This is a genomic window from Pseudomonas sp. GL-RE-26, from assembly GCF_019956275.1.
Classification (GTDB): Bacteria; Pseudomonadota; Gammaproteobacteria; order Pseudomonadales; family Pseudomonadaceae; genus Aquipseudomonas; species Aquipseudomonas grandcourensis.
Window position 1 is genome coordinate 24,420 of sequence record NZ_JAHBDI010000033.1, and the last position, 23,059, is coordinate 47,478.

Sequence of the window (23,059 nt, forward strand, 5' to 3'; positions counted from 1 at the left end):
TTATGACTCCGTCTGTCGGTTCTGGCGTTGAATCACCGGGGCGTTCAGGGCTTTTCAAGCAGGAGAAGGCAACTGACTGTGTAGTCCCTTTGCTGACAAGGTAGCGAAGCAACGCTGTGGACCACTACACTCGGTCATTCATTGGTACACGGAGGTTTTGACATGCGGCGCGTGGTGTTCAATCAGAAAGGTGGCGTCGGCAAATCCAGCATTGCCTGCAATCTGGCGGCGGTCAGTGCCAGCGAGGGTTTTCGCACCTTGTTGGTGGATCTCGATGCCCAGGCCAACTCCACTCAGTACCTGACGGGGCTCACCGGTAGCGATATCCCGATGGGCATCGCCGATTTCTTCAAGCAGACGCTGTCTTCCGGGCCGTTCTCCAAAAAGAATCAGGTCGACATCTACGAAACCCCGTTCGATAACCTTCATGTCATTACCGCCACGGCCGAGCTGGCGGACTTGCAGCCAAAGCTTGAAGCCAAGCACAAGATCAACAAGCTGCGTAAGTTGCTGGAAGAGCTGAGCGAAGACTACGACCGGATTTACCTCGACACCCCGCCAGCGCTGAATTTTTATGCGGTTTCGGCGTTGATCGCCGCCGATCGTGTGTTGATTCCATTCGATTGCGACAGTTTTTCACGCCAGGCACTGTACGGCCTGATGGCGGAAATCGAAGAGTTGAAGGACGACCATAACGAAGGCCTGGAAGTCGAAGGCATCGTCGTCAACCAGTTCCAGGCCCGCGCCAGCCTGCCCCAGCAAATTCTCGATGAACTGATCGCCGAAGGCCTGCCGGTGTTGCCGGTGTACCTGGCCAGCTCGGTACGCATGCGCGAATCCCACCAGGCCAATACGCCGCTGATCCATCTCGACCCGCGGCACAAGCTGACCCAACAGTTTGTCGAGCTGCACAATTTGCTGGAAAATGCCTGATCTTCCAGGCGACGCAAAACCCTGTGGGAGCGAGCAAGCTCGCTCCCACAGGGTCTGTGTTGCCTTCAGATCCCTTGGCTACGCAACCAGCTCATCAGTTGCGGTAGCGGAAAGGCCCCGCTCTGCCGGGCGATTTCCCGGCCGTTCTTGAACAGGATCAGGCTCGGAATCGAGCGAATCCCCAACTGTGCCGACAACTGCTGGTTCGCCTCGCTGTCCAGCTTGGCCAGCCGACACTTGCCCGCCAGTTGCCCGGCCGCCTGCTCGAACACCGGCGCAAACGACTTGCACGGCCCGCACCAATCCGCCCACACGTCCACCAGCAGCGGCAGATCGCCCTTGATCTGGCTGGCGTAGTCGCCTTGCTTCAATTCAAACGGCTTGTTCAGCAGGACTTCTGTCTTGCAGCGCCCGCATTTCGGGTGGTCATTGAGGCGCTCGGCGGGAATGCGGTTGAGGCCGTTGCAGTGGGGGCAGGGGATGAGGAGTGGGTCGGTCATGAAAAATCGTCCAGTCGAAAGCGAATGATCTTTATTTGGAGACATGACTGCGGATTTTCAATCGTGCAGTGCCTCACGACGAACAACTGATCTCCAGATGCTTGCCCCATTCCGGTGGTCGCTCGGCATAGCTTTCCATCCCCGGTTGTTCCTCGAACGGGTTACTCAGCACGGCGTGTAGCCGGCGGACTTCCGAGTAGTCGCCGTTCTGCGCCGCTTCGATGGCCTTTTGCGCCAGGTAGTTGCGCAGGATGTACAGCGGGTTGACCGCGTGCATCCGCTGGCGGCGCTGCTCTTGATCAAGCGTGCCTTCACGTGCCACCCGGGCGACGTAGAGCTCGCCCCAGGCGTCAAAGCCCTTCAGGTCGACGAAGTCGTCACGCAAGCGGGTGATGGCCTGTTCCGGTGCCTCATCACCCAAACGGCGGAAAAACAGACTGTAGTCGACGCCGCTGTTTTGCATGAGTTGCAGCAGGTTCTCCAGCAGTTTCTGGTCGTCATCCTCGGCTGTGGTCAGGCCGAGGCGGCGGCGCATCAGGTCCAGGTAATGGGCCTGGAACAGCGGCAGGTACAGGCCGAGGGTTTCGCGCAGGGCCTCGACGCTGATGAACGGCGTCAGGGCCTGGGCCAGCGCGCTGAGGTTCCACTGGCCAATCGGCACCTGGTTGCTGAAGGAGTAACGGCCCTGGTCGTCTGAGTGGTTGCAGATGAAGTTGGCGTCGAAGTCGTCGAGGAAGGCGAACGGGCCGAAATCGAAGGTGATGCCCAGGATCGACATGTTGTCGGTGTTCATCACTCCGTGGCAGAAGCCATAGGCCTGCCATTTGGCGATCAGTTCGGCGTTGCGCTCCACCACTTCGCGGAACATCGCCAAGTACGGCTCCGGTTGTTCCAGGCACTGTGGGAAGTGCATGGCCAGCACGTGATCACCCAGTTCTTTCTGCTGCTCTGGGCGCTTGGTGTAGTAGAAATACTCGAAGTGCCCGAAGCGCACATGGCTCGGCGCCAGGCGCAGGACCATGGCCGCGCGCTCCTGCTTTTCGCGCCACACCGGGGTATCGGAGCCGATCACGCACAAGGCGCGGGTGGTTGGGATGTTCAGGGCAATCAGGGCTTCGGAGGCGAGGAATTCGCGGATCGACGAACGCAGTACCGCCCGGCCATCGCCCATGCGTGAAAACGGCGTCTGGCCGGCGCCCTTGAGGTGCAGGTCCCAGTGTTCGCCGGCCTCGTTGTACACCTCGCCGAGCAACAGGCCGCGACCGTCGCCCAGTTGCGGGTTGTAGGACCCAAACTGATGCCCGGAATAGACCATCGCCCTTGGGATCGCGTCGGCCCAGAGCTTGTGGCCGCTGAACAGTTCGGCGAACTCCGGGGTTTCGGCCACGGCCGGGTCCAGGTCCAGCAGTGCCATGGCGGCAGGGCTGGCCACGACCAGGCGCGGATTATCGATGGGCTCGGGCAGCACGTGGGCGGAAAACGCATCGCCCAGGCGGTCGAAGCGGTTATCGAAAGTGAGTTCGTCGAGGGCTTTCAAGGGCCGGCTCCAGCAGAATGTCCGAGCATTCTGCTGGGGAATGGCCAGTTAGTCGAGTTTGGCGGCGGGCGGTTCTTGCGCCGGCTTGCCGTCGACGACCGGCACGATGGTTTTCGCTTCCGGTTCGATCGGCACCATCTTGTATTCCTGGCCGTGCAGGTTCTTGAGGTAGACCTCCATCTGCCGGAACGAGATGTTGATGTGCTGCTTCTTGAACTCGCGGTTGATGAAGCGGTTGACCTCGTCGAGCACCGGGTTGCGGTCGCCGAGGTCGCGCACGTGCATGCGCAACTCGTGGTCGAGGGTGCTTTCGCCGAAGTTCAGGAAGTACACGTGCGGTTCCGGGTCTTTCAGCACGCGCGGGTTATCGCGTGCGGCCTTGAGCAACAGCTCTTTCACCAGGTCCAGGTCCGAGCCGTAGTCGACGCCGAGCTTGAGGGTCACCCGGGTGATGGTGTCGGTCAGCGACCAGTTGATCAGTTGCCCAGTAATGAACGTCTTGTTCGGGACGATGATGTCCTTGCGGTCGAAGTCGGTGATGGTCGTGGCACGGATGCGGATCTTGCTCACGGTGCCCGACAGGTTGCCGATGGTGATGGTGTCGCCGATCCGCACCGGACGTTCGAACAGGATCATGATGCCGGAAATGAAGTTGGCGAAGATCTCCTGCATGCCGAAACCGAGGCCGACCGACAGCGCCGCCACCAGCCATTGCAGCTTGTCCCAGCTTACGCCGAGGGTCGACAGCGTCGAGACGAAACCGACGCCAGCGATCACGTAGGACAGCAGCGTGGTGGTCGCGTAGGCACTGCCCTGGGCAAGGTTGAGCTTGGACAGCACGAACACTTCGAGCAAGCCCGGCAGGTTGCGCGCCAGGGCGAAGGTGATGCCGATGATGATCAGCGCGCCAAGCATGTCGCCGATGCTGATCGGCACCATGCTCATGTTGGCGCCGGTACCGCTGGTGTATTCGTAGAGGGTGATGTTGTCCAGGTACGAGAAGACCGTGATCAGGTCGGCCCAGACCCAATACAGTGCCGCCATGAAGCCGCCGAGCAGCGCCAGGCGGATCAGGCGCAGGGACTGTTCGTTGACCTTCTCGATGTCCATTGTCGGCTCTTCGATGATGGCTTCGCCGTCGGCGGTCTCTTTCGCTGCGTTACGTTTGGCCAAGGCGCGCTGATAAGCCAGGCGACGCGCCGCTACGCTGAGACCTCGCACGAAGGTGGCTTCGATCACCAGCCAGAACATCAGCAGGTACAGGGTGTTGATCAAGCGGTCGCTGAGCTTCAGCGCGGTGTAGTAGTAGCCAAAGCACACGGCCACGAACAGCGCGACGGGCAGGGCGGTGAACAGGATCCCCACCAGTTTGCGGAACAGCGAGGCGTTCTCATGGGTCGGGCTGCTGATGAGCAGGCGGCTGAGCAGCAAGGTCATCAAGGCGTAGCAGATGAGCACCACCGGCATGCCGAGCACATCATCGGCCAGTGCCGCCGGTTGCAGCTCGGCAACGGCGACGACGGTCACCAGTGCCATCACCACGATGCCGAGGCGGCGGATCCATCTGCGCAGGAACTCCACCTGGGGCTTTTCCCAGCGGAAATGCAGTTCTGCCACACCACCCGGCGCGAGGATCCGGTAGGCGGTGTAGAACACCAGCCAGGCCCCGGCCATTTGCAGCAGCGCCGCACCCATATTGGCGTTCTGCCCACGGGCGTCAATTCGCAGGGCCAGCCCGCACAAGGCGAGGCCCAGTGAAACCGGCATCGCCAGCAGAATATTGATCAGAATCGCCTGCGGCGTGTGCCACTGGCTATCGCGCTTGAAGTGACCGATGTCCTGGTGAACCTTGTTCAGTCGCGCGTACAGATTCTTGCGCCGCCACAACAGCGCGCCGATCAGCAGGGCCAGTGGCAGGAACAGCAGAGGGCGCTGGGTCAGGCCGTCGGTCAGTTCGCTCAGGCTTGAAAGTACCGGCAGCGAATCGAGTTGCCGCTGGAGGCGATCCGGCACACTGTGAATCCACTCCAGGTCCAGCGGCTTGTTGCTGGGAATCCAGAACATCTGCTCATCGAGCGTCGCCCGCAGGCTTTGCGCGGTGCTGAGCAGTTGCTTCTGGTTCAGTTGCAAGGTGATGGATTCATTGAGCACCGCGCTCAGCTCGCGGTTCAGTCGCTCCAGCAGGTCGGCGCGGGTGGTGGCCAGTTCCATCAGGCTTTTGCGCAGCTGCGCCGTGACTTGCTCGGGGGGTTGGGTCGACAGCAGGTTTTCGACGTAGGTGGCCGGATTGCTCAGCAACTCCCGTTGCTGGCTGACTTCGAACTGATACAGGCGAATGTCGGCAATCTGGTCGGCCAGGTTGCGGTCGAGCCGCAGGCGCGGCAACGCCTGTTTCTGTTTGTAGAGAATCTTCGAGAGCAGCAGACTGCCTTTGAGCACGTTGATTTGCTCGTCCAGGGCCGCATCGCTCTGAGTCAGGCTGTCCAGTTGCTGCTTGGTCTGCAGGTTCTGCTGGGTGACTTCGTTCAGGCGGTCGGTGCTTTTGAGCAGGTAGTCCGAGAGCTTCAGGTTGGCCGCGCTTTCGGTGGCCAAAAGGCTGCTGCCGCCGGCCTTCTGCGCTTCGATGGATTGCTGGGTGACCGTTTCCTGGGACAACGCCAGACGCTTCTGGTTGATCAGGGTTTGCAGTTCCTGGATTTCCTGATCAAGGCGGTCGGATCGCTCCGACAACAGGTCATGCTGGCTGCTGCCGAGGTCTTGCAATTGGGTATTGCCGGCCAGCTCCTGGCGCCGCAGCGGGATCAGGGCGTTCAGCGCTGCCAGCTCGGCATTGAGCTGGTCGCGCTGCTCGGCGCTCAAAGCCTTGCCGGCGTCCTTGCCGTTCTTGAGGATGGTGTTGATCTGCTGGATGCGCGTCTGGCTGCTGGAAATCTCCGCTTGGGCGCGCTCGGGGCGGGTCTGGGCAGTGATGATCAGGCTGTTGGCATCGGCCAGGGCCTTTTGCAGGTCGCTTTGCTGGGTGGAGCGCTCGGTGAGCAATTGTTCCAGCTGCTGGATCGGTTCCTTGGCGAAACGCTGCGCCACCGGCACCACGGAACTGGCCTTGAGGCGGGTCAGTTCACGCTGGTTCTCGATGGTCTGTTTGGGCGCACTGCTCAATTGCTGCTTGAGTGTGACCAGCTTCTGCTCGTAGTCACGCTTGTTGTTGAGCTGGCTCAGCGTGCCTTGCAGGACGGATTGCAGGGCCTTCTGATCGGCTTCCGGCAGTTTGCGGTCGGCGATCTTGTCCAGGCTCGCCTGTACGGCTTCGCTGGAAGGCGGTTCGGTCGCTTGCGCCACTTGCGATAAACCAAGGGTGCCGACAGAGAGACTCAAGCCCAAAAGGGCGATGGCGAAAATGGAGCGCAGGTTAGGCATAAAGACCGGTCAAGCAAGTGATAGTGGAAGCAGTTTAGAGGAAGAGTCCGGGACCCGGGCGACTTCCTTCGGGGAATCTGACGCCCACTTTGCCGATCTTGTTCCCGTCCATGACGGCCACGGTCCAAATGGTGTTGTTCCATTCCACCTGGTCGCCTACCACCGGCGCGCCGCCGACCTTCTGGGCAATGAAGTGGCCCAGGGACATGTCCGGATCGATGCCTTCGACCTTCAGTCCATAGAGGGCTGCAACCGCGGCCAGCTGGGCGTCTCCTTCGAGTACGAAGTCGCCAAAGAAGCGCAGATCGAGGCCCCGTTGTGGCGCCTGGCTGAAGAGTTTTCCGAGGGCCGGCAGGTTGTGTTCATGGCCGATGACACACAGCAAATCATCGACTTCCAGCACCGTACTACCCGACGGATGGAGCAATTGTTGGCCGCGAAACAGGGCAGCGATACGGGTGCCTTCGGGCATTTTCAGCTCACGCAGGGGCGAACCGATGCACCATTTTTCCGCGCCGAGGCGATAGACGAACAGCTCCCACTCGCTGGTGACGTGCACTTCCAGGGCCGAGCGGGAGATGGGGGCAGGCTCCGGAGGCACCGTCACCTTCAGCAGCTTGGCGACCCACGGCAGGCTCGTGCCCTGAACCAACAGCGACACCAGCACGATAAAGAACGCGAGGTTGAAGTACAGCTGGGCGTTGGGCAGGCCGGCCATCAGCGGGAACACCGCTAGAATGATCGGGACCGCGCCGCGCAGGCCGACCCAGGAAATGAACGCTTTCTCGCGACCATGGAACGCCTTGAACGGCAGCAGGCTAACCATCACCGACAGTGGCCGGGCAAACAGAATCATCCACAGCGCCAGGGCCAGTGCCGGCAAGGCGATAGGCAGCAGGTCGTGAGGCGTCACCAGCAGCCCCAGCACCAGGAACATACCGATCTGCGCCAGCCAGGCCATGCCATCGAGCATGTGCAGGATGCCGTGGCGGCTGCGCACCGGACGGTTGCCGATCACCAGGCCGCAGATGTATACCGCCAGGAAGCCACTGCCGTGCAGGGCGTTGGTCAGGGCAAAGACGACCAACCCGCCAGCGATGACCAGAATCGGATACAAACCGGTGGCCAGGTTGATGCGATTGACCAGTTGCAGCATGAGCCAGCCACCGCCCAGGCCAATGACGCCACCTATGCCGAACTCGCGCAGCAGGTGGGTCAACAGGCTCCAGTGCAGGCCGGTCTGGCCGCTGGCGAGCATGTCGATCAGGGTGACGGTGAGGAACACCGCCATCGGGTCGTTGCTGCCGGATTCGATTTCAAGGCTGGCGGTTACCCGCTCGTTCAGGCCTTTGCCACCCAATAGCGAAAACACCGCCGCGGCGTCGGTGGAGCCGACGATGGCGCCGATCAGCAGGCCCTGGATCAGGTTCAGGTTGAACAGCCATGCGGCCGCCATGCCGGTCAGCCCGGTGGTAATCAGTACCCCGACTGTGGCCAGCGACAGCGCCGGCCATAACGCCACGCGGAAACTCGACACCCGGGTGCGCAAGCCGCCGTCGAGCAGGATCACTGCCAGTGCGAGGTTGCCGACCAGATAAGCCGTGGGGTAGTTATCAAAAAGAATGCCGGCGCCATCGACACCCGCCGCCATGCCGACTGCCAGGATGATCACCAGAATCGGGATGCCGAGACGGGACGAAAGTGAGCTCACCAGAATGCTCGCACCTACCAGCAACGCGCCGATCAAGAACAGGCTGTTGATGGTCGTTGCATTCAAAGGCAGTACTCCAGAAAGCTGAAAGGCGGGCGCAAACTGACCATGCAGTCTGCGTGCCAGCGATTCTAACCTGTTGAAATGTGATGCTGTCAAAAAGCTTTTTGCAGGCGATTCTTCACGCCGGGTGAAATCATTGTGGCGAGGGGGCTTGCCCCCGTTCGGCTGCGAAGCAGTCGTAAATCCGGTAGACGCGATTTAATGGATGTGCGCAGTTAACAGGTTTGGGGTCGCTGCGCGGCCCAACGGGGTGGTGCGGCATTCCGACAAGCCCCTCGCCACAGAGTTAAAGGCTGAACCGCCCAACCATCGTGTTCAGGTCCACCGCCAGGCGCGACAGTTCGTTACTGGCCGCACTGGTCTGGTTGGCCCCGGTGGCCGACTGCACCGACAGGTCACGGATGTTCACCAGGTTGCGATCCACTTCACGGGCCACCTGTGCCTGTTCTTCAGCGGCGCTGGCGATCACCAGGTTGCGCTCGTTGATTTCGACGATGGCGCTGTTGATGGTGTCCAGCGACATCCCGGCGCCACGGGCGATGTTCAGGGTCGATTCGGCGCGTTCGGTGCTGTTGCGCATCGAATCCACCGCGTGCTCCGTACCGCTCTGGATGCTGCCAATCATGCGTTCGATCTCGCTGGTCGACTGCTGGGTGCGGTGGGCCAGGGCACGAACCTCATCGGCCACCACCGCAAAACCACGACCGGCCTCACCAGCGCGTGCCGCTTCGATGGCCGCGTTCAACGCCAGCAGGTTGGTCTGGTCGGCCAGGCCACGGATCACGTCCAGCACCTTGCCGATGTCGCGGGACTCGTTGGCCAGGTCGCCGATCAGGGTCGCGGTGCTCTGTACGTCGGCGCTCATGCGTTCGATGGCGCTGACGGTTTCCTGCACCAGGTCACGGCCGTCACCGGCTGAGGTGGTGGCGTTTTTCGAGGCTTCGGACGTGCTCACCGCGTTGCGTGCGACTTCTTCCACGGCGCTGGTCATTTCGTTGACTGCGGTGGCGGCCTGTTCGATTTCGTTGTTCTGCCGGGTCAGGCCACGGGCGCTTTCGTCGGTGACGCTGTTGAGTTCTTCGGCAGCCGATGCCAACTGTGTGGCCGAGCCGGAAATACGCTGCAGCGTGTCGCGCAACTTGTCCTGCATCTTTGACATGGCCAGCAGCAAGCGGCCGGCTTCATCCTGGCCGTCAACGTTGATCGGACGCGTCAGGTTGCCTTCGGCGATCTGTTCAGCGGCGCCCAGGGCATTGGCGATCGGTTGGGTGATGCTGTTGGTCAGCAACCAGGCGAGCAGCAGCGTCAGCGCGGTGGCAATAACCAATAGGGCGATCACAAGGTTGAACGCCGAATCGTATTGATCCACCGCCTGTTGGTTGGTGTCGTTGGTTTGCTGGGTGTTGATCTCCAGCAGACGGTTCAACACGGTGTTGACCGCTTCGGAGTTGTTGAGCAAATCGGTGTTGAGCAAGCTGCGCAGTTCATCGACCTGATTGTTGCGCGACAGGGTTTTCATCCGGTCTTCGATCTGGCGGTACTGACCCAGCAGTTGTACGTATTGATCGTAGGTCGCACGCTCCTGCGGGCTGGCGATCAGCTTTTCGTAGGTTGCCTGGGCGGTGCGAATCTGCTGGTTGCGAGTCTCCAGCAGTTCCATGGTTTTCTGCTGCACGTCCGGCTCGCGGTTCACCAGCAAGCGGTAGGACAGCACCCGCAGGCGCAAGGTGAGTTGGGTGAACTCGTCCAGGCTCTTGATGCTTGGCACACTGTTGTTGGTGATGTTCTCGGCGGCGCCGCGGATCTTGCTCATCTGATTCAAGGCAAACACCCCCAGAACCATCATCAAGCCGCCAATCAGGGCAAAGCTGAGGAACGCGCGAGGGGCGATATTCATATTACGAAGGGACATGGCGATCACCGAAAAGAGCGCATCCGTGCGGGGCTGAGGCTGTTGTATGGATGACTTATCGGTCGCCAGGCTGAAGTCTTGAGCCCGCCGTGTTTCAGCCGGTTGCACCTTGTGGCGACGAAGTGCAGGAACCAGATGGGCCAATCACAGTCTTTAAAACTCGCGAGGAAGGTCGCCCGTCAGCAAAATCAAGGCTTTGCGTCTGTATAACCCTGGCATCCAGGGTGACTTTTCTTTATCGTACGCGCCCTTTGAAAAAGCCCGGAAAATCAAAATGTTGGAAGCATCCCTAAGCCAATTGGAACAACTGGTCAGTGACCTGGTGCAGCAGAACCAGAGCCTGACCACGGAACTGGCCCAGGCCAAAGATGAAAACGAAAGCCTGCAACTGAGCCTGATGGAACACGAAGAGAAGCAAGGCGCCACGGCGGCTCGCATCCAGGCCCTGGTTGAGCGCGTCAGCGCAGGCCCTGTCAGCGCATGAGTTACAACGCCGCAGGGGTAAAAGTCGTCTCGATCCTGGGAGAGGACTATTCGATCAAGGCACCGGCCGGGGAAGAACAAACCCTGCTCGATGCCGCGATGATGTTGAAGGCAGCCCTGGCCGAAACCAAGAGGAAGTACCCGACGCTGATCGGTGACCGACTGCTGGTGCTGGCGGCGATGAATCTGTGCTCCCAGCAGATCGAAATGCAGAAGCAGCACAAGCTCGAACTCGACCGTTACCAAGAGCAAGTCAGCGCCACGGTTGAAGTGATCTCCAAGACGATCAATCAGGCCTGATCGGCTTTGCGCACAACCAAAGAATAGATTGTCGGTTGGTTTGTATACAATCGGCACGGCTGTTGCAGTGTTTCAGCCTCTTATTCTTTGGGGGTGCTCCATGCAGTTCTGGCGACGCAGTATTCAATGGCAGTTGATCCTGAGCATGGGCACCGCTCTGCTCGTCAGTATTCTGATCGTGGTTGGCATTTATACCCTGGTGGTCAATCGTCTCGCCCAGAGCTATCTGGTCGAGCAGGCCTTGCCATCGAGCATCGAAGCGATGCGCAACGACATCGAACGTATCCTTGTCCAACCGCTCACCGCCGCCAAGGACATCGCCAGCAACAGCATGGTGCGCGACTGGCTGGCCGGGGGGGAAGACAGTGCCCAGGTCGGCACGTTTACTACCTATCTCGAAGGCATCCGCGCCGAGCACAAGGCCTTTACCGCGATTATTGTCGGCACCGCGTCCAACCATTACTTCACCGAAAAAGGCCTGGATCGGACCCTCAGTCGTTCCAATCCGAAAGACGCCTGGTTCTACTCGTTCCTCGACAGCAACCAGCCGCGCACTCTCAACATCGATAACGACACGGCCACCGGAGAATTGGCGCTTTTCATCGACTTCAAAGTCGAGCAGGCCGGTAAAGTCGTGGGCGTTGCCGGGCTTGGCCTGAGCATGAAAGAGCTGTCGGAGCTGATTCACAACTTCAGCTTCGGAGAGCGTGGCAAGGTCTATCTCGTGCGTTCCGACGGTTTGATCCAGGTGCATCCCGAGGCGCAATTCAGCGGCAAACGCACTTTGACCGAGCAGATTGGTGCTACGGCGGCACAAGCGGTGATGAGTCAGCTTTCTACCTTCAAGGCCACTGCCACCAACAGCGGCTTCCAGCGTGACGGTGAAGACTTCCTCGCGTTAAGCCTGCCATTGCGTGATCTCGGCTGGACCCTGGTGGCCGAAGTGCCGCAATCGCAGATCTACGCCGAAGCCCGCCGCGCCATGTGGATAAGCAGTGGTATCGGCCTGGCGGTGGCCTTGGTGTGCCTGTTGCTGGTGGTGTTGCTGGCCCGTGGGCTGGTGCGCCCGATTCGTCAGGTAACAGCGGCATTGGTAGCAATCGGTAGCGGCGGTGGAGATTTGACCCACCGGTTAGATTCCAGCCGTGCTGATGAGCTGGGCGATCTGGCTCGCGGTTTCAATCGGTTCCTGGATAGCCAGCGCGACATGATCGGCGAAGTGCTGACCACCAGCGAGCAGTTGCGCACCGCTGTCGGCCAGGTTGCACGGGTTGTGGATAACACCGCTGAACGCTCCGGCCGCCAACAGGAAATGACCGACATGGTTGCCACTGCGGTTCACGAAATGGGCCTGACCGTTCAGGAGATCGCCCAGAACGCCGGCAACGCGGCGGTCGCATCGCAAACGGCTCGGGATGAGGCGATGCAGGCACGGGAAGTGGTAGGCGGATCGATTCGGCACATTGAAAATATGTCTGACGAAATCGGCGTCGCGGCCACGGCGGTGGGTGAACTGGCCCATCAAGTGGCGTCGATCGACCAGGTGCTGGCGGTGATTCGCGGGATTTCCGAGCAGACCAACCTGCTGGCGCTCAATGCCGCTATCGAAGCGGCGCGGGCCGGGGACATGGGGCGTGGATTTGCCGTGGTGGCCGATGAAGTGCGGACTTTGGCGCGGCGTACACAGTCGTCAACCGATGAAATCCAGCAGATGATCGGCAGCCTCAAGCAAGGTGCGGAAAACGCAGTGTCGTCGATGCATTCCGGGCAAGCGGCGACAGGTACAGGTGTCGAGTCGAGCCAACGTACCGGCGCCTCGTTGACTGCGATTACCGGGCAAGTGGAACGCATCAGCGACATGAACCATCAGGTGGCGACGGCGACAGAAGAGCAGTCGGCGGTGACCGAAGAGATCAACCGTAACGTGCAGGGTATTTCCGATCTGGCCCGGGCGACGGCGGGGGAGGTCAGGGCCTGTCGGGATGATTGCCAGACGTTGCAGCGGTTGGCGGATGATCTGGCGCGGCAGATGGGGGGGTTCAAGCTGAAGTGATGTGCTGATAGTGCCGACGCCATCGCGAGCAGGCTCGCTCCTACAGGGTTTGGGTGTTGAACACAGGATTTGTGATCAACAGAGATACCTGTAGGAGCGAGCCTGCTCGCGATTGGATTTCAGCTACACCATAGATTCGGGATCAGAACCACTCATCCTGCATCCCCAGGCACACATCATCCCGCGCCTCAAGAATCGCCAGCTCATGATGGCAACCCGGCACTTCCCACGTCAGGAAGTACCGCGCCGCCTGCAGCTTGCCTTTGTAGAAGCTCACATCCGTCGCATTCCCCTTGACCAAACCTTCCTCGGCGCGAATCGCCTGTTCCAGCCAGCGCCAGCCAATCACCGTGTGGCCGAACACCTTCAGGTACAGCGCCGAGTTCGCCAGGCTGCTATTAACCTTGCCCTGGCCCAGATCAACCAGCAGGCCGATGGTCACGGATTGCAAACGAGCAACCAGTTTTTCCAGCGGTTCACGCAGCGGCGTCAATGAAGCAAACGCCTGTGCTCGCTCACCAGTGTCAGCGATCAGGCGGATCAGTTGCTTGAGCCCCGCGCCACCGTTCTGCGCCAGTTTTCGGCCCAGCAGGTCCAGCGATTGAATACCGTGGGTGCCTTCGTGGATCGGGTTCAGGCGGTTGTCGCGGTAGTACTGCTCCACCGGGTATTCGCGGGTGTAGCCGTGGCCGCCGAGGATCTGGATTGCCAGTTCGTTGGCCTTCAGGCAGAACTCCGAGGGCCAGGATTTGACGATTGGCGTCAGTAAATCCAGCAATTCATGGGCCTGCTTGCGCTCGGCTTCGGTCGCAAGGGTGGTGGTGTCATCGAACAGTCGCGCCGCATAAAGACCCAAGTCAAACGAGCCTTCAACGTAAGCCTTTTGTGTCAGCAGCATGCGTTTGACGTCGGCGTGCTGAATGATCGCCACCGGCGCGGTGTTCGGGTCCTTGCTGTCCGGCACGCGGCCCTGTGGACGCTCGCGGGCGTATTCCAGCGAGTACAGATAACCGGCGTAGCCGAGCATCACCGCGCCCATGCCGACGCCGATCCGCGCCTCGTTCATCATCTGGAACATGTAGCTCAAGCCCTGGTGCGGCTTACCCACCAGATAACCGACACACTCACCGTTATCGCCGAAATTCAGCGCGGTGGACGTGGTGCCGCGCCAGCCCATCTTGTGGAACAAGCCGGCCAGCAACACATCGTTGCGTTGGCCGAGGCTGCCGTCGTCATTGACCAGGAACTTGGGCACGATGAGCAGCGAAATGCCCTTCACCCCGGCCGGCGCGTCTGGCAGCTTGGCCAGCACCATGTGCACGATGTTTTCCGACAGCGGATGATCGCCACCGGAGATGAAGATCTTGTTGCCCTTGAGGCGATAAGTGCCGTCGGACGCAGGTTCCGCGCGGGTACGAATATCCGACAGCGACGAGCCGGCGTGGGGTTCGGTCAGGGCCATGGTGCCGAAGAAACGGCCGTCGATCATCGGCTGCAGGAAGCGGCGCTTCTGCTCTTCGGTGCCGAAGCTTTCGATCAGGTTGGCCGCGCCCATGGTCAGGAACGGATACGACGTCGAAGCCGCGTTGGCCGACTGAAAGTGCGAAAAACAGGCTTGGGACAGCAAGGTAGGAAGCTGCATGCCGCCGGCGTCGAAACTGCGCGCGGCGTTCAGGAATCCGGCTTCGAGGAAGGCATCCACTGCCGGTTTCACTTCGGGAATCAGAATCGCCTGACCGTTCTCATAGCGCGGCTCGTTCTCGTCACCCTTGCGGTTGTGCGGGGCAAAGAACTTCTCGGCGATGCTGCGGGCGGTGCCAATGGCCGCATCGAAGGTTTCGCGGTTGTGCTCGGCGAAACGCTCACGCTGGGTCAGGCCCTCGGCATCGAGGACTTCATACAGCTCGAAAGCCAGATTGCGGGAACTGAGCAACGTCTCGGACATGGCGGCCTACCTTTTGTTGGAATGGGCCGAGTCTAAGTGGGGGGATAAAGGCTGAACAGGATGATTGATGACCGTGATAATGGGCCAGCGCAGCAACTTTGCAGGCACCACAAAACAACTGTAGGAGTGAGCCTGCTCGCGATGACGGCGGCACATCCGAAACAGATGTGACCGACAGACCGCTATCGCGAGCAGGCTCACTCCTACAGGGATTTGATTGCCAGGCAGCCATTGCAGCTGCCTGGCGTATCGGTTTTAGCCGATGGTCATCAGGCTGGCATTACCACCCGCCGCAGCGGTGTTGACGCTCAACGCACGCTCGATCACCAAACGCTCCAGCGCAATGTTGGTTTCGCCTTGCGACAGACCCTGCACACCGACGATGGCGCCGGCACGCTTGGCAACCTGCTGGCACACCGCACGCAACTGGTCGGAATGGCCGTGATGCACAACCGCATCAAACACCACTTCATCCTTGTTCCAGTCGGAAACCAGCTTGATGCGCGCCTGAATATCCTTCGGCAGACGTGCGAACAAGGCTTTGGTCATGTCAGCTTCAGGCCATACCGCCGAACCGCCGACTGCCAATACCGCCGCCAGTTGCGTCAGCAGATCACCTTCGACTTCCGCCAGGCACAGCACGTGTTCACGCGGCAGGATCGCATAGCTGTTGCGCTCGCCGGTCGGGCCAGCCAGTACGCGGGTGATACCGCTTTGCGATTGCGCGGCGAATTGCACGCACAGGGTGCTCAGGTCGGCGAGCTTGTGGCTGTCGGCCCAGGCTTTCAGGGCGGTCAGTGGCTTGCTCATGGCGTCGCGCAGACGAACGTCCGGTGCCGCGGCAGCATCGCCGCGAGCGAAGGATTGTTCGATCGCATCCGCAGGGCGGGTCGACAGCAGGCGGTACAGGTACAGCGGGCCGCCGGCTTTCGGGCCGGTACCCGACAGGCCTTCGCCGCCGAATGGCTGCACGCCTACTACTGCACCCACGATGTTGCGGTTGACGTAGACGTTACCGGCATTGACGTTGTCGATCACCTTGGCGATGGTCTCGTCGATGCGGGTGTGCACGCCCAGGGTCAGGCCGTAGCCGGAAGCGTTGATCTGGCCGATCAGTTGATCGATGTCCTTGCGCTTGTAGCGAACCACGTGCAGCACCGGGCCGAAGATCTCCCGTTGCAGTTCGTCGAAGCTTTCCAGTTCGATCAGCGTCGGCATCACGAAGGTGCCGCGTTTGACTTCTTCGGCATCGGCGATGGCCACCTGGTACACGCTGCGACCTTTGTCGCGCATGGCCTGGATGTGCTTCTCGATGCCCGCCTTGGCTTCGGCGTCGATGACCGGGCCGATGTCCACGGACAGACGCTCAGGGTTGCCGAGACGGCTTTCAGCCATCGCGCCCTTGAGCATTTCGATGACGCGGTCTGCGGAATCTTCCTGCAAGCACAAGACACGCAGGGCCGAGCAACGCTGACCGGCGCTGTCGAAGGCCGAGGAAACCACGTCGATCACGACTTGTTCGGTCAGTGCCGAAGAGTCGACGATCATCGCGTTCTGGCCACCGGTTTCGGCGATCAGCGGGATCGGACGACCCTGGCTGTCCAGGCGACCGGCGATGTTGCGTTGCAGCAAGCGCGCGACTTCGGTGGAGCCGGTGAACATCACGCCTTTGACGCGCTCATCACCCACCAGGCCGGCACCGACGGTTTCGCCACGACCCGGCAGCAGTTGCAGCACGCCTTCAGGGATGCCGGCTTCGAGCAGCAGGCGCACGGCTTGGGCGGCAACCAGCGGAGTCTGTTCCGCAGGCTTGGCCAGTACCGGGTTACCGGCGGCCAGCGCAGCAGCCACCTGACCACTGAAGATCGCCAGCGGGAAGTTCCACGGGCTGATGCACACCACTGGACCCAGCGGACGGTGAGCGTTGTTGGTGAAATCGTTGCGTGCCTGCACCGCGTAATAACGCAGGAAGTCCACGGCTTCACGCACTTCGGCGATGGCGTTGGCGAAGGTCTTGCCGGCTTCGCGGGCCAGCAGGCCCATCAGCGGCTGGATCTCGGCTTCCATCAGGTCGGCGGCGCGTTCCAGGATCGCGGCGCGCTCGGCGGGCGGGGTGGCCTGCCAGATCGGTGCAGCGTTGATGGCGCACTGGATGGCGTTGTCGACGTCTTCGACGGTCGCTTCCTGCACATGGCCGACCACGTCACGCAGATCGGACGGATTCAGGACCGGTGCCGGCGCTTCGGTGCTGGAGGTGCAACCGAGCATCGGCGCCGCTTTCCAGTGGTTGTGCGCAGTGGCGAGCAGGGCGCAGGACAGCGAAGCCAAACGATGTTCGTTGGCCATGTCGATGCCGCTTGAGTTGGCGCGTTCCGAACCATACAGGTCGCGGGGCAGTGGAATGCGCGGGTGCGGCAGACCGAAGCCACCTTCCACGGTTGCCATCTGCTCGATGCTGGCCACCGGATCGGCCACCAGTTCCTGGATCGAAATCGACTGGTCGGCGATGCGGTTGACGAACGAGGTGTTCGCGCCGTTTTCCAGCAGGCGACGTACCAGGTAGGCCAGCAGGGTTTCGTGGGTGCCGACCGGAGCGTACACACGGCACGGACGGTTCAGCTTGCCTTCGGAAACTTTGCCTACAACCTGTTCGTACAGCGGTTCACCCATGCCGTGCAGGCACTGGAACTCGTACTGACCCGGGTAATAGTTCTGACCGGCGATGTGATAAATGGCCGACAGGGTGTGGGCGTTGTGCGTGGCGAACTGCGGGTAGATGACTTCCGGCACCGACAGCAGCTTGCGGGCGCAAGCGATGTAGGAAACGTCGGTGTAAACCTTGCGGGTGTAGACCGGGTAGCCTTCCAGGCCTTCGACCTGGGCGCGCTTGATTTCGCTGTCCCAGTACGCGCCTTTTACCAGGCGGATCATCAGGCGATGACGGCTGCGACGAGCCAAGTCGATCACGTAGTCGATCACGTACGGGCAGCGCTTCTGGTAAGCCTGGATCACGAAACCGATGCCGTTCCAGCCAGTCAGTTGCGGCTCGAAGCACAGGCGCTCGAGCAGATCCAGCGACAGCTCGAGGCGGTCGGCTTCTTCGGCGTCGATGTTCAGGCCGATGTCGTATTGCTTGGCCAGCAAGGTCAGCGACAGCAGGCGCGGGTACAGCTCGTCCATCACGCGCTCGTACTGGGCGCGGCTGTAACGCGGGTGCAGGGCGGACAGCTTGATCGAAATGCCCGGGCCTTCATAAATCCCGCGACCGTGGGAGGCTTTGCCGATCGAGTGGATGGCTTGTTCGTACGAGGCCAGGTACTTCTGCGCGTCGTGCTCGGTGAGCGCGGCTTCACCCAGCATGTCGTAGGAATAGCGGAAGCCCTTGGCTTCGAACTTGCTGGCGTTGGCCAGGGCTTCGGCGATGGTTTCGCCGGTCACGAACTGCTCGCCCATCAGGCGCATGGCCATGTCGACGCCCTTGCGGATCATCGGCTCGCCACTCTTGCCGATGATGCGGCTCAGGGACGACGTCAGGCCGGCTTCGTTGTGCGTGGAGACCAGTTTGCCGGTCAGCAGCAAGCCCCAGGTGGCGGCGTTGACGAACAGCGACGGGCTGTTGCCCAGGTGCGGCTGCCAGTTGCCGGTGCTGATCTTGTCGCGGATCAGGGCGTCGCGAGTGCCTTTGTCCGGGATGCGCAGCAGCGCTTCGGCCAGGCACATCAGTGCCACGCCCTCCTGGGACGACAGGGAGAATTCCTGCAGCAGGCCCTGAACGATGCCGGCACGGCCGCCGGCGCTCTTCTGGTTGCGCAATTTTTCAGCAATCGAGGCGGCGAGTTTGTTGGTGGCGTCGCACATCGGCGCCGGCAGGCGAGCCTGCTCGATCAGCATCGGCACGACTTCCGGCTCAGGGCGACGGTAGGCGGCGGTGATCGAAGCGCGCAGTACCGATTGCGGCAGGATGCTTTCGGCGAATTCGAGGAAGCACTGGTGGGCGTGATCCTGAGGCGCGTCGACGCTGTCGTCGGAATCCTTGGTCAAACCGCTCAGCTCGGTCAGGGTTGCACCACCCTCGAGTTTTTCCAGGTAATTGAAGATTGCCTGCTTGATCAGCCAGTGCGGCGTGCGATCAATCGAGGTCGCGGCGGCCTTGAGGCGTTCGCGGGTCGGGTCGTCAAGTTTGACCCCAAGGGTGGTGGTAGCCATGTTTTTATCCTCATGTTTGCCACGACTGCGTGGCATCAGCTGGCGGCAAGATTAGCCGTGCGACTGTTGAGGTGCAACCGGGTGCAACCCTTTTTTTGTCGGAATATTACGCAACTCGTCAGGAAATAAATTCCGGTACGGCAGTGCCGCCTCTGCTTGGTGCTTTTTAGGGTGGTTGGCCCTCTTTCTTGCTCCGAAAAGGAGCAAAAATCGGGGTTTGATATTTATTTCCGACTGGGTGCAACTTATTCTCGAGAAACTGGTTGCACCTTATTTGCTTTGTTGAATAGCATTCGCGCCCAAGGTGCAACCCGGGAAAACCCGGGTGCTCCGGCTGATGGCTTTCCTGGGGAAACATCAGTCATAAATGCGCGGGAATCCGGATCGTCTGTCAAACGTATGCGTTTGCGAGCGGTTCACCAGCCGCCGCTACATAAAAACAAAGCCAGGGCGTAACTCAATGAGCGTAAGCAATCCAACTCTGATCACGTTCGTGATCTACATCGCAGCAATGGTGCTGATTGGCTTGATGGCCTATCGCTCCACCAACAACCTTTCCGACTACATTCTGGGCGGCCGTAGCCTGGGCAGCGTCGTGACCGCACTGTCCGCCGGTGCCTCCGACATGAGCGGCTGGTTGTTGATGGGTTTGCCCGGCGCGATCTACATGTCCGGCCTTTCCGAAAGCTGGATCGCCATCGGCCTGATCATCGGCGCCTACCTGAACTGGCTGTTCGTCGCCGGCCGTCTGCGTGTGCAGACCGAGCACAACGGTGATGCACTGACCCTGCCGGACTACTTCGCCAGCCGTTTCGAAGACAAAAGCGGCCTGCTGCGGATCATCTCCGCGGTCGTGATCCTGGTGTTCTTCACTATCTACTGCGCTTCCGGCATCGTGGCCGGCGCCCGTCTGTTCGAAAGCACCTTCGGCATGTCCTACGAGACGGCGCTGTGGGCCGGTGCTGCGGCGACGATTGCCTACACCTTTATCGGTGGATTCCTGGCGGTGAGCTGGACCGATACCGTACAAGCCACCCTGATGATCTTCGCGTTGATCCTGACGCCGGTTATCGTGCTGCTGGCCACTGGCGGCGTCGACACCACTTTCCTGGCCATCGAAGCGCAAGATCCAAGCAACTTCGACATGCTCAAGGGCACCACTTTCATCGGCATCATCTCGCTGATGGGCTGGGGTCTGGGCTACTTCGGCCAGCCGCATATCCTGGCGCGTTTCATGGCTGCCGATTCGGTTAAATCGATCGCCAAGGCCCGTCGCATCTCCATGACCTGGATGATCCTGTGCCTGGGCGGCACCGTGGCCGTCGGCTTCTTCGGTATCGCCTACTTCTCGGCGCACCCGGACGTGGCTGGCGCGGTCTCCGAGAACCACGAGCGCGTGTTCATCGAACTGGCCAAGATCCTCTTCAACCCATGGATCGCGGGTATCCTGCTGTCGGCCATCCTGGCTGCGGTGATGAGCACCCTGAGCTGCCAGTTGCTGGTGTGCTCGAGCGCCCTGACCGAAGACTTCTACAAGACCTTCCTGCGTAAATCCGCCTCCCAGGTTGAACTGGTGTGGGTCGGCCGTGCCATGGTGCTGTTGGTTGCCCTGATTGCAATCGCGCTGGCGGCCAACCCGGAAAACCGTGTACTGGGCCTGGTGAGCTACGCCTGGGCCGGTTTCGGTGCCGCATTCGGTCCGGTCGTGCTGATCTCCGTGATCTGGAAAGACATGACCCGCAACGGCGCACTGGCCGGTATCCTGGTCGGCGCGATCACCGTGATCGTCTGGAAACACTTCGAACTGCTGGGCCTGTACGAAATCATCCCTGGTTTCATCTTCGCCAGCCTGGCGATCTACTTCGTCAGCAAAATGGGTACGCCGACTGCTGGCATGTTCCAGCGTTTTGCTGCTGCAGAGAATGATTACCGCCTGAACAAGTGATGAGTGATGAGTGATGGGTTGAACTCTTCCCATCCCTGATAAAAGAACGGCTCGCAGCTCTATGCTGCGGGCCGTTTTTTTTTGAGGTCAATCTAGAGCGCGCTTTGGTTCCTGCCTCCGTTTGCGTCACCCTTTTCTTTGGAGCTTGTAGGAAATTTCCTGTTTTGCCCGGCTGCCTTGAATTACCTCTCTGGTCACGTACTTTGCGTTAGCCCACTCATTCCGAGTCGGTGTTACCCATCGTTATCAAGGGCGCGCTTCCCATGACTGGGGCGCCAGTAGAAAGGGAGATCAGCAATGGCAGAGGGATTTTTCATTCGCAAGGATGACAAGACGACCTGCGGTGGCAAGGTTCTGGAGGCTGATACAAACATCATGATGTTTGGTATCGCTCATGCTCGTGCGGGGGATCGGGTTTCCTGTGGCAAGGACGACAAAACCTATGTCATCGAGGGCGGTGTTTCATACATCGTGAGTCACGGAAAGCTGGTGGCGGGCTCGCTGGACAGCTACAGCAGCTGCCCCTGCAAAGCCGGGCTGATCCCATCGTTTTTCACAAATAGCTACATGTCCAGCCGCAATGCTGCGCCGCATGCCACCCGTGCAGCGACTCAACAGACGACCCCCACCGCCTCCAGCAACCCGGTAGCCTCACGACCTTCCAGCTTTGCGCCGGCGCCAAGCGTTCCCAATCCAGTGCGATCAAGCAGTACAGCGGCCGAGGAACCGGGCTTCTACATCGTGCCCAAAAGCACCACCCGCGAACAACTCGAGGCCTCGCTGTTCACCCTGCGCGACCCGGCGGTGATGGGCAAATTCAAGTTGCTCAATCCCAACCTGCGGGACGTCAAAGCTGGCTCGATGATCGTGCTGAGCGATCCCAATAACTACCAGTGCACCCGTGAAGAAGCGCTGCTTATGGATGTGGCAGCCAGGACCAATCAGGTGCTTGAAACGCTTACTCCGGAGGAGGCGGATTTTATGGTGGAACACCGGGATGCCCTTCAGACGATCTTGGGCTTCGGTTCGGGCGCCATAGGTGTCGGCGCGAGCATTTTCAAGAATAATCTGGATAACGTTGGCGATACCTTGCGTGAAATGGAAACGCTGCATCAGCGTTCATTCCTGCGCGATGGACATCTGAACTCACCGACATTTCTGGCCGAGCGCCAAAAGCTGCTGGCACAACTCGATAGTCACCTGACAAGCCTGACGCGCAAAGGCATCGGTTTCCCACACCACCCCAATTTGAACCGTGCAATGTTCCTCTCTCCTCCCAGTCTGGTTCACCGCTGGACGGAAGCCGGCGGCGTGGGGCAGATGCCGGGGTATGCGACTCATCTTGAAGGTGTGGCTAGGGCTTCAAAGTACCTCAAGTTCGGCGGCTGGGTCGGCACTGCGGTCGGTGGCGGGGCTTCGGCTATGAAGGTTCAGGATGTGTGTACGGCGGGCAGTACTGAAGTTTGCGAGCGAATCAGATTTACTGAGGCGGGTGCCTTTGCCGGGGGAATAGGAGGTGGTGTAGCTACTGGCACGATTTTATCGGCCCCCGTTGTCGGTGCAATATGTGCTGGTTTGAGCATACCTACAGCCGGTATAGGGACATTGGCATGCGGTATCGTAGTGGTTGGTGCTGGTTCTTTTGTCGGCGGCCTATATGGCGGAAAGGGTGGGGAGATAATCGGAGAACTTATATATGAGAATGTGAGATGACAACATCAGAATTAATTGTAGGTGGTTTGTGTGGGGGAGTGTTACTTGGGATCTATATTTGGATCGGGTTTGCGCTATACCTTGGCTATACAAGGGGTGAAGAATTGTCGAAATATTTCAAGAATAGCTCGTCACTGATTACTGCAAAGACGCACAAGCATACAGGCCCTTTTGGGAAGCTTCAGTTAGTGGGCGGCATAGCCAGTGTAGTTACGTTTCCTCGATTTTTTGTGAGATGTGGGTTGGCCAGCGCTGAGGATATAGAAAAATTTCCACTTATATTTAGGCGAAAACTAATTTTTTTGCAATGGAGTGTAATAGGCTTGCTCGCCAGTTTGGTG

13 protein-coding genes and 2 pseudogenes are annotated in these 23,059 nt (G+C 60.1%); 7 read left to right on the plus strand and 8 right to left on the minus strand.

Annotation, left to right across the window (positions count from 1 at the left end):
• The first annotated feature begins 162 nt into the window (after window positions 1-162).
• The gene (locus KGB07_RS19455) at window positions 163-933 is read left to right on the plus strand and encodes a ParA family protein (RefSeq protein ID WP_015093167.1); all 771 of its coding nucleotides are present in this window, start codon (window positions 163-165) and stop codon (window positions 931-933) included.
• 65 nt (window positions 934-998) lie between these two features.
• Here KGB07_RS19455 and trxC read toward each other — a convergent pair whose 3' ends face one another.
• The 6 genes and pseudogenes from trxC to KGB07_RS29755 form a co-directional block, all read right to left on the minus strand.
• Window positions 999-1,433: a thioredoxin TrxC gene (gene trxC, locus KGB07_RS19460; protein ID WP_046039707.1), complete on the minus strand. Its 435-nt coding sequence runs from the start codon at window positions 1,431-1,433 to the stop codon at window positions 999-1,001.
• 73 nt (window positions 1,434-1,506) lie between these two features.
• Entirely contained in the window at window positions 1,507-2,970 is a 1,464-nt protein-coding gene (gene selO, locus KGB07_RS19465; RefSeq protein ID WP_046039708.1) for a protein adenylyltransferase SelO, read from the minus strand.
• A 48-nt stretch (window positions 2,971-3,018) separates the two neighbouring features.
• Window positions 3,019-6,387, minus strand: a complete 3,369-nt coding sequence (mscK, locus tag KGB07_RS19470; protein ID WP_046039711.1) for a mechanosensitive channel MscK — start codon at window positions 6,385-6,387, stop codon at window positions 3,019-3,021.
• 34 nt (window positions 6,388-6,421) lie between these two features.
• A complete protein-coding gene (locus KGB07_RS19475) occupies window positions 6,422-8,164 on the minus strand; it encodes a potassium/proton antiporter (protein WP_046039712.1) in 1,743 nt (580 codons plus the stop codon).
• Window positions 8,165-8,447: 283 nt separating this feature from the next.
• Window positions 8,448-9,320 (minus strand): methyl-accepting chemotaxis protein, encoded by an 873-nt coding sequence (locus KGB07_RS29750; protein WP_404942354.1) that lies wholly within the window; start codon window positions 9,318-9,320, stop codon window positions 8,448-8,450.
• Window positions 9,303-10,073 (minus strand): annotated as a pseudogene (locus KGB07_RS29755) (MCP four helix bundle domain-containing protein); the annotation flags it as partial. The gene KGB07_RS29750 and the pseudogene KGB07_RS29755, both read right to left, overlap by 18 nt.
• Before the next feature lie 274 nt (window positions 10,074-10,347).
• Between KGB07_RS29755 and KGB07_RS19485 the strand changes: the two are divergent.
• The 4 genes and pseudogenes from KGB07_RS19485 (at window position 10,348) to KGB07_RS29765 (ending at window position 12,909) form a co-directional block, all read left to right on the plus strand.
• Window positions 10,348-10,557 carry a hypothetical protein gene (locus KGB07_RS19485; RefSeq protein ID WP_046039713.1) on the plus strand — a complete coding sequence of 70 codons (210 nt, stop codon included), beginning with the start codon at window positions 10,348-10,350 and terminating at the stop codon, window positions 10,555-10,557.
• Window positions 10,554-10,856 (plus strand): cell division protein ZapA, encoded by a 303-nt coding sequence (locus KGB07_RS19490; RefSeq protein ID WP_007981180.1) that lies wholly within the window; start codon window positions 10,554-10,556, stop codon window positions 10,854-10,856. The genes KGB07_RS19485 and KGB07_RS19490 overlap by 4 nt, the downstream gene beginning before the upstream one ends.
• Window positions 10,857-11,001: 145 nt before the next feature.
• Window positions 11,002-12,045, plus strand: a pseudogene (locus KGB07_RS29760) (cache domain-containing protein); the annotation flags it as partial.
• 132 nt (window positions 12,046-12,177) lie between these two features.
• On the plus strand, window positions 12,178-12,909 hold the full coding sequence (locus tag KGB07_RS29765; protein ID WP_411741539.1) for a methyl-accepting chemotaxis protein: 732 nt from the start codon (window positions 12,178-12,180) through the stop codon (window positions 12,907-12,909).
• 142 nt (window positions 12,910-13,051) lie between these two features.
• Here KGB07_RS29765 and KGB07_RS19500 read toward each other — a convergent pair whose 3' ends face one another.
• On the minus strand, window positions 13,052-14,854 hold the full coding sequence (locus KGB07_RS19500; RefSeq protein ID WP_223466306.1) for an acyl-CoA dehydrogenase: 1,803 nt from the start codon (window positions 14,852-14,854) through the stop codon (window positions 13,052-13,054).
• Between the two features lie 255 nt (window positions 14,855-15,109).
• Window positions 15,110-19,060, minus strand: a complete 3,951-nt coding sequence (putA, locus tag KGB07_RS19505) for a trifunctional transcriptional regulator/proline dehydrogenase/L-glutamate gamma-semialdehyde dehydrogenase (protein ID WP_223466307.1) — start codon at window positions 19,058-19,060, stop codon at window positions 15,110-15,112.
• Window positions 19,061-19,520: 460 nt separating this feature from the next.
• On the opposite strand from putA, the gene putP reads away from it, so the two are divergent.
• A complete protein-coding gene (putP, locus tag KGB07_RS19510) occupies window positions 19,521-21,005 on the plus strand; it encodes a sodium/proline symporter PutP (RefSeq protein ID WP_046039719.1) in 1,485 nt (494 codons plus the stop codon).
• A 297-nt stretch (window positions 21,006-21,302) separates the two neighbouring features.
• Window positions 21,303-22,718: a PAAR domain-containing protein gene (locus KGB07_RS19515; protein WP_223466308.1), complete on the plus strand. Its 1,416-nt coding sequence runs from the start codon at window positions 21,303-21,305 to the stop codon at window positions 22,716-22,718.
• Window positions 22,719-23,059 lie beyond the last annotated feature (341 nt).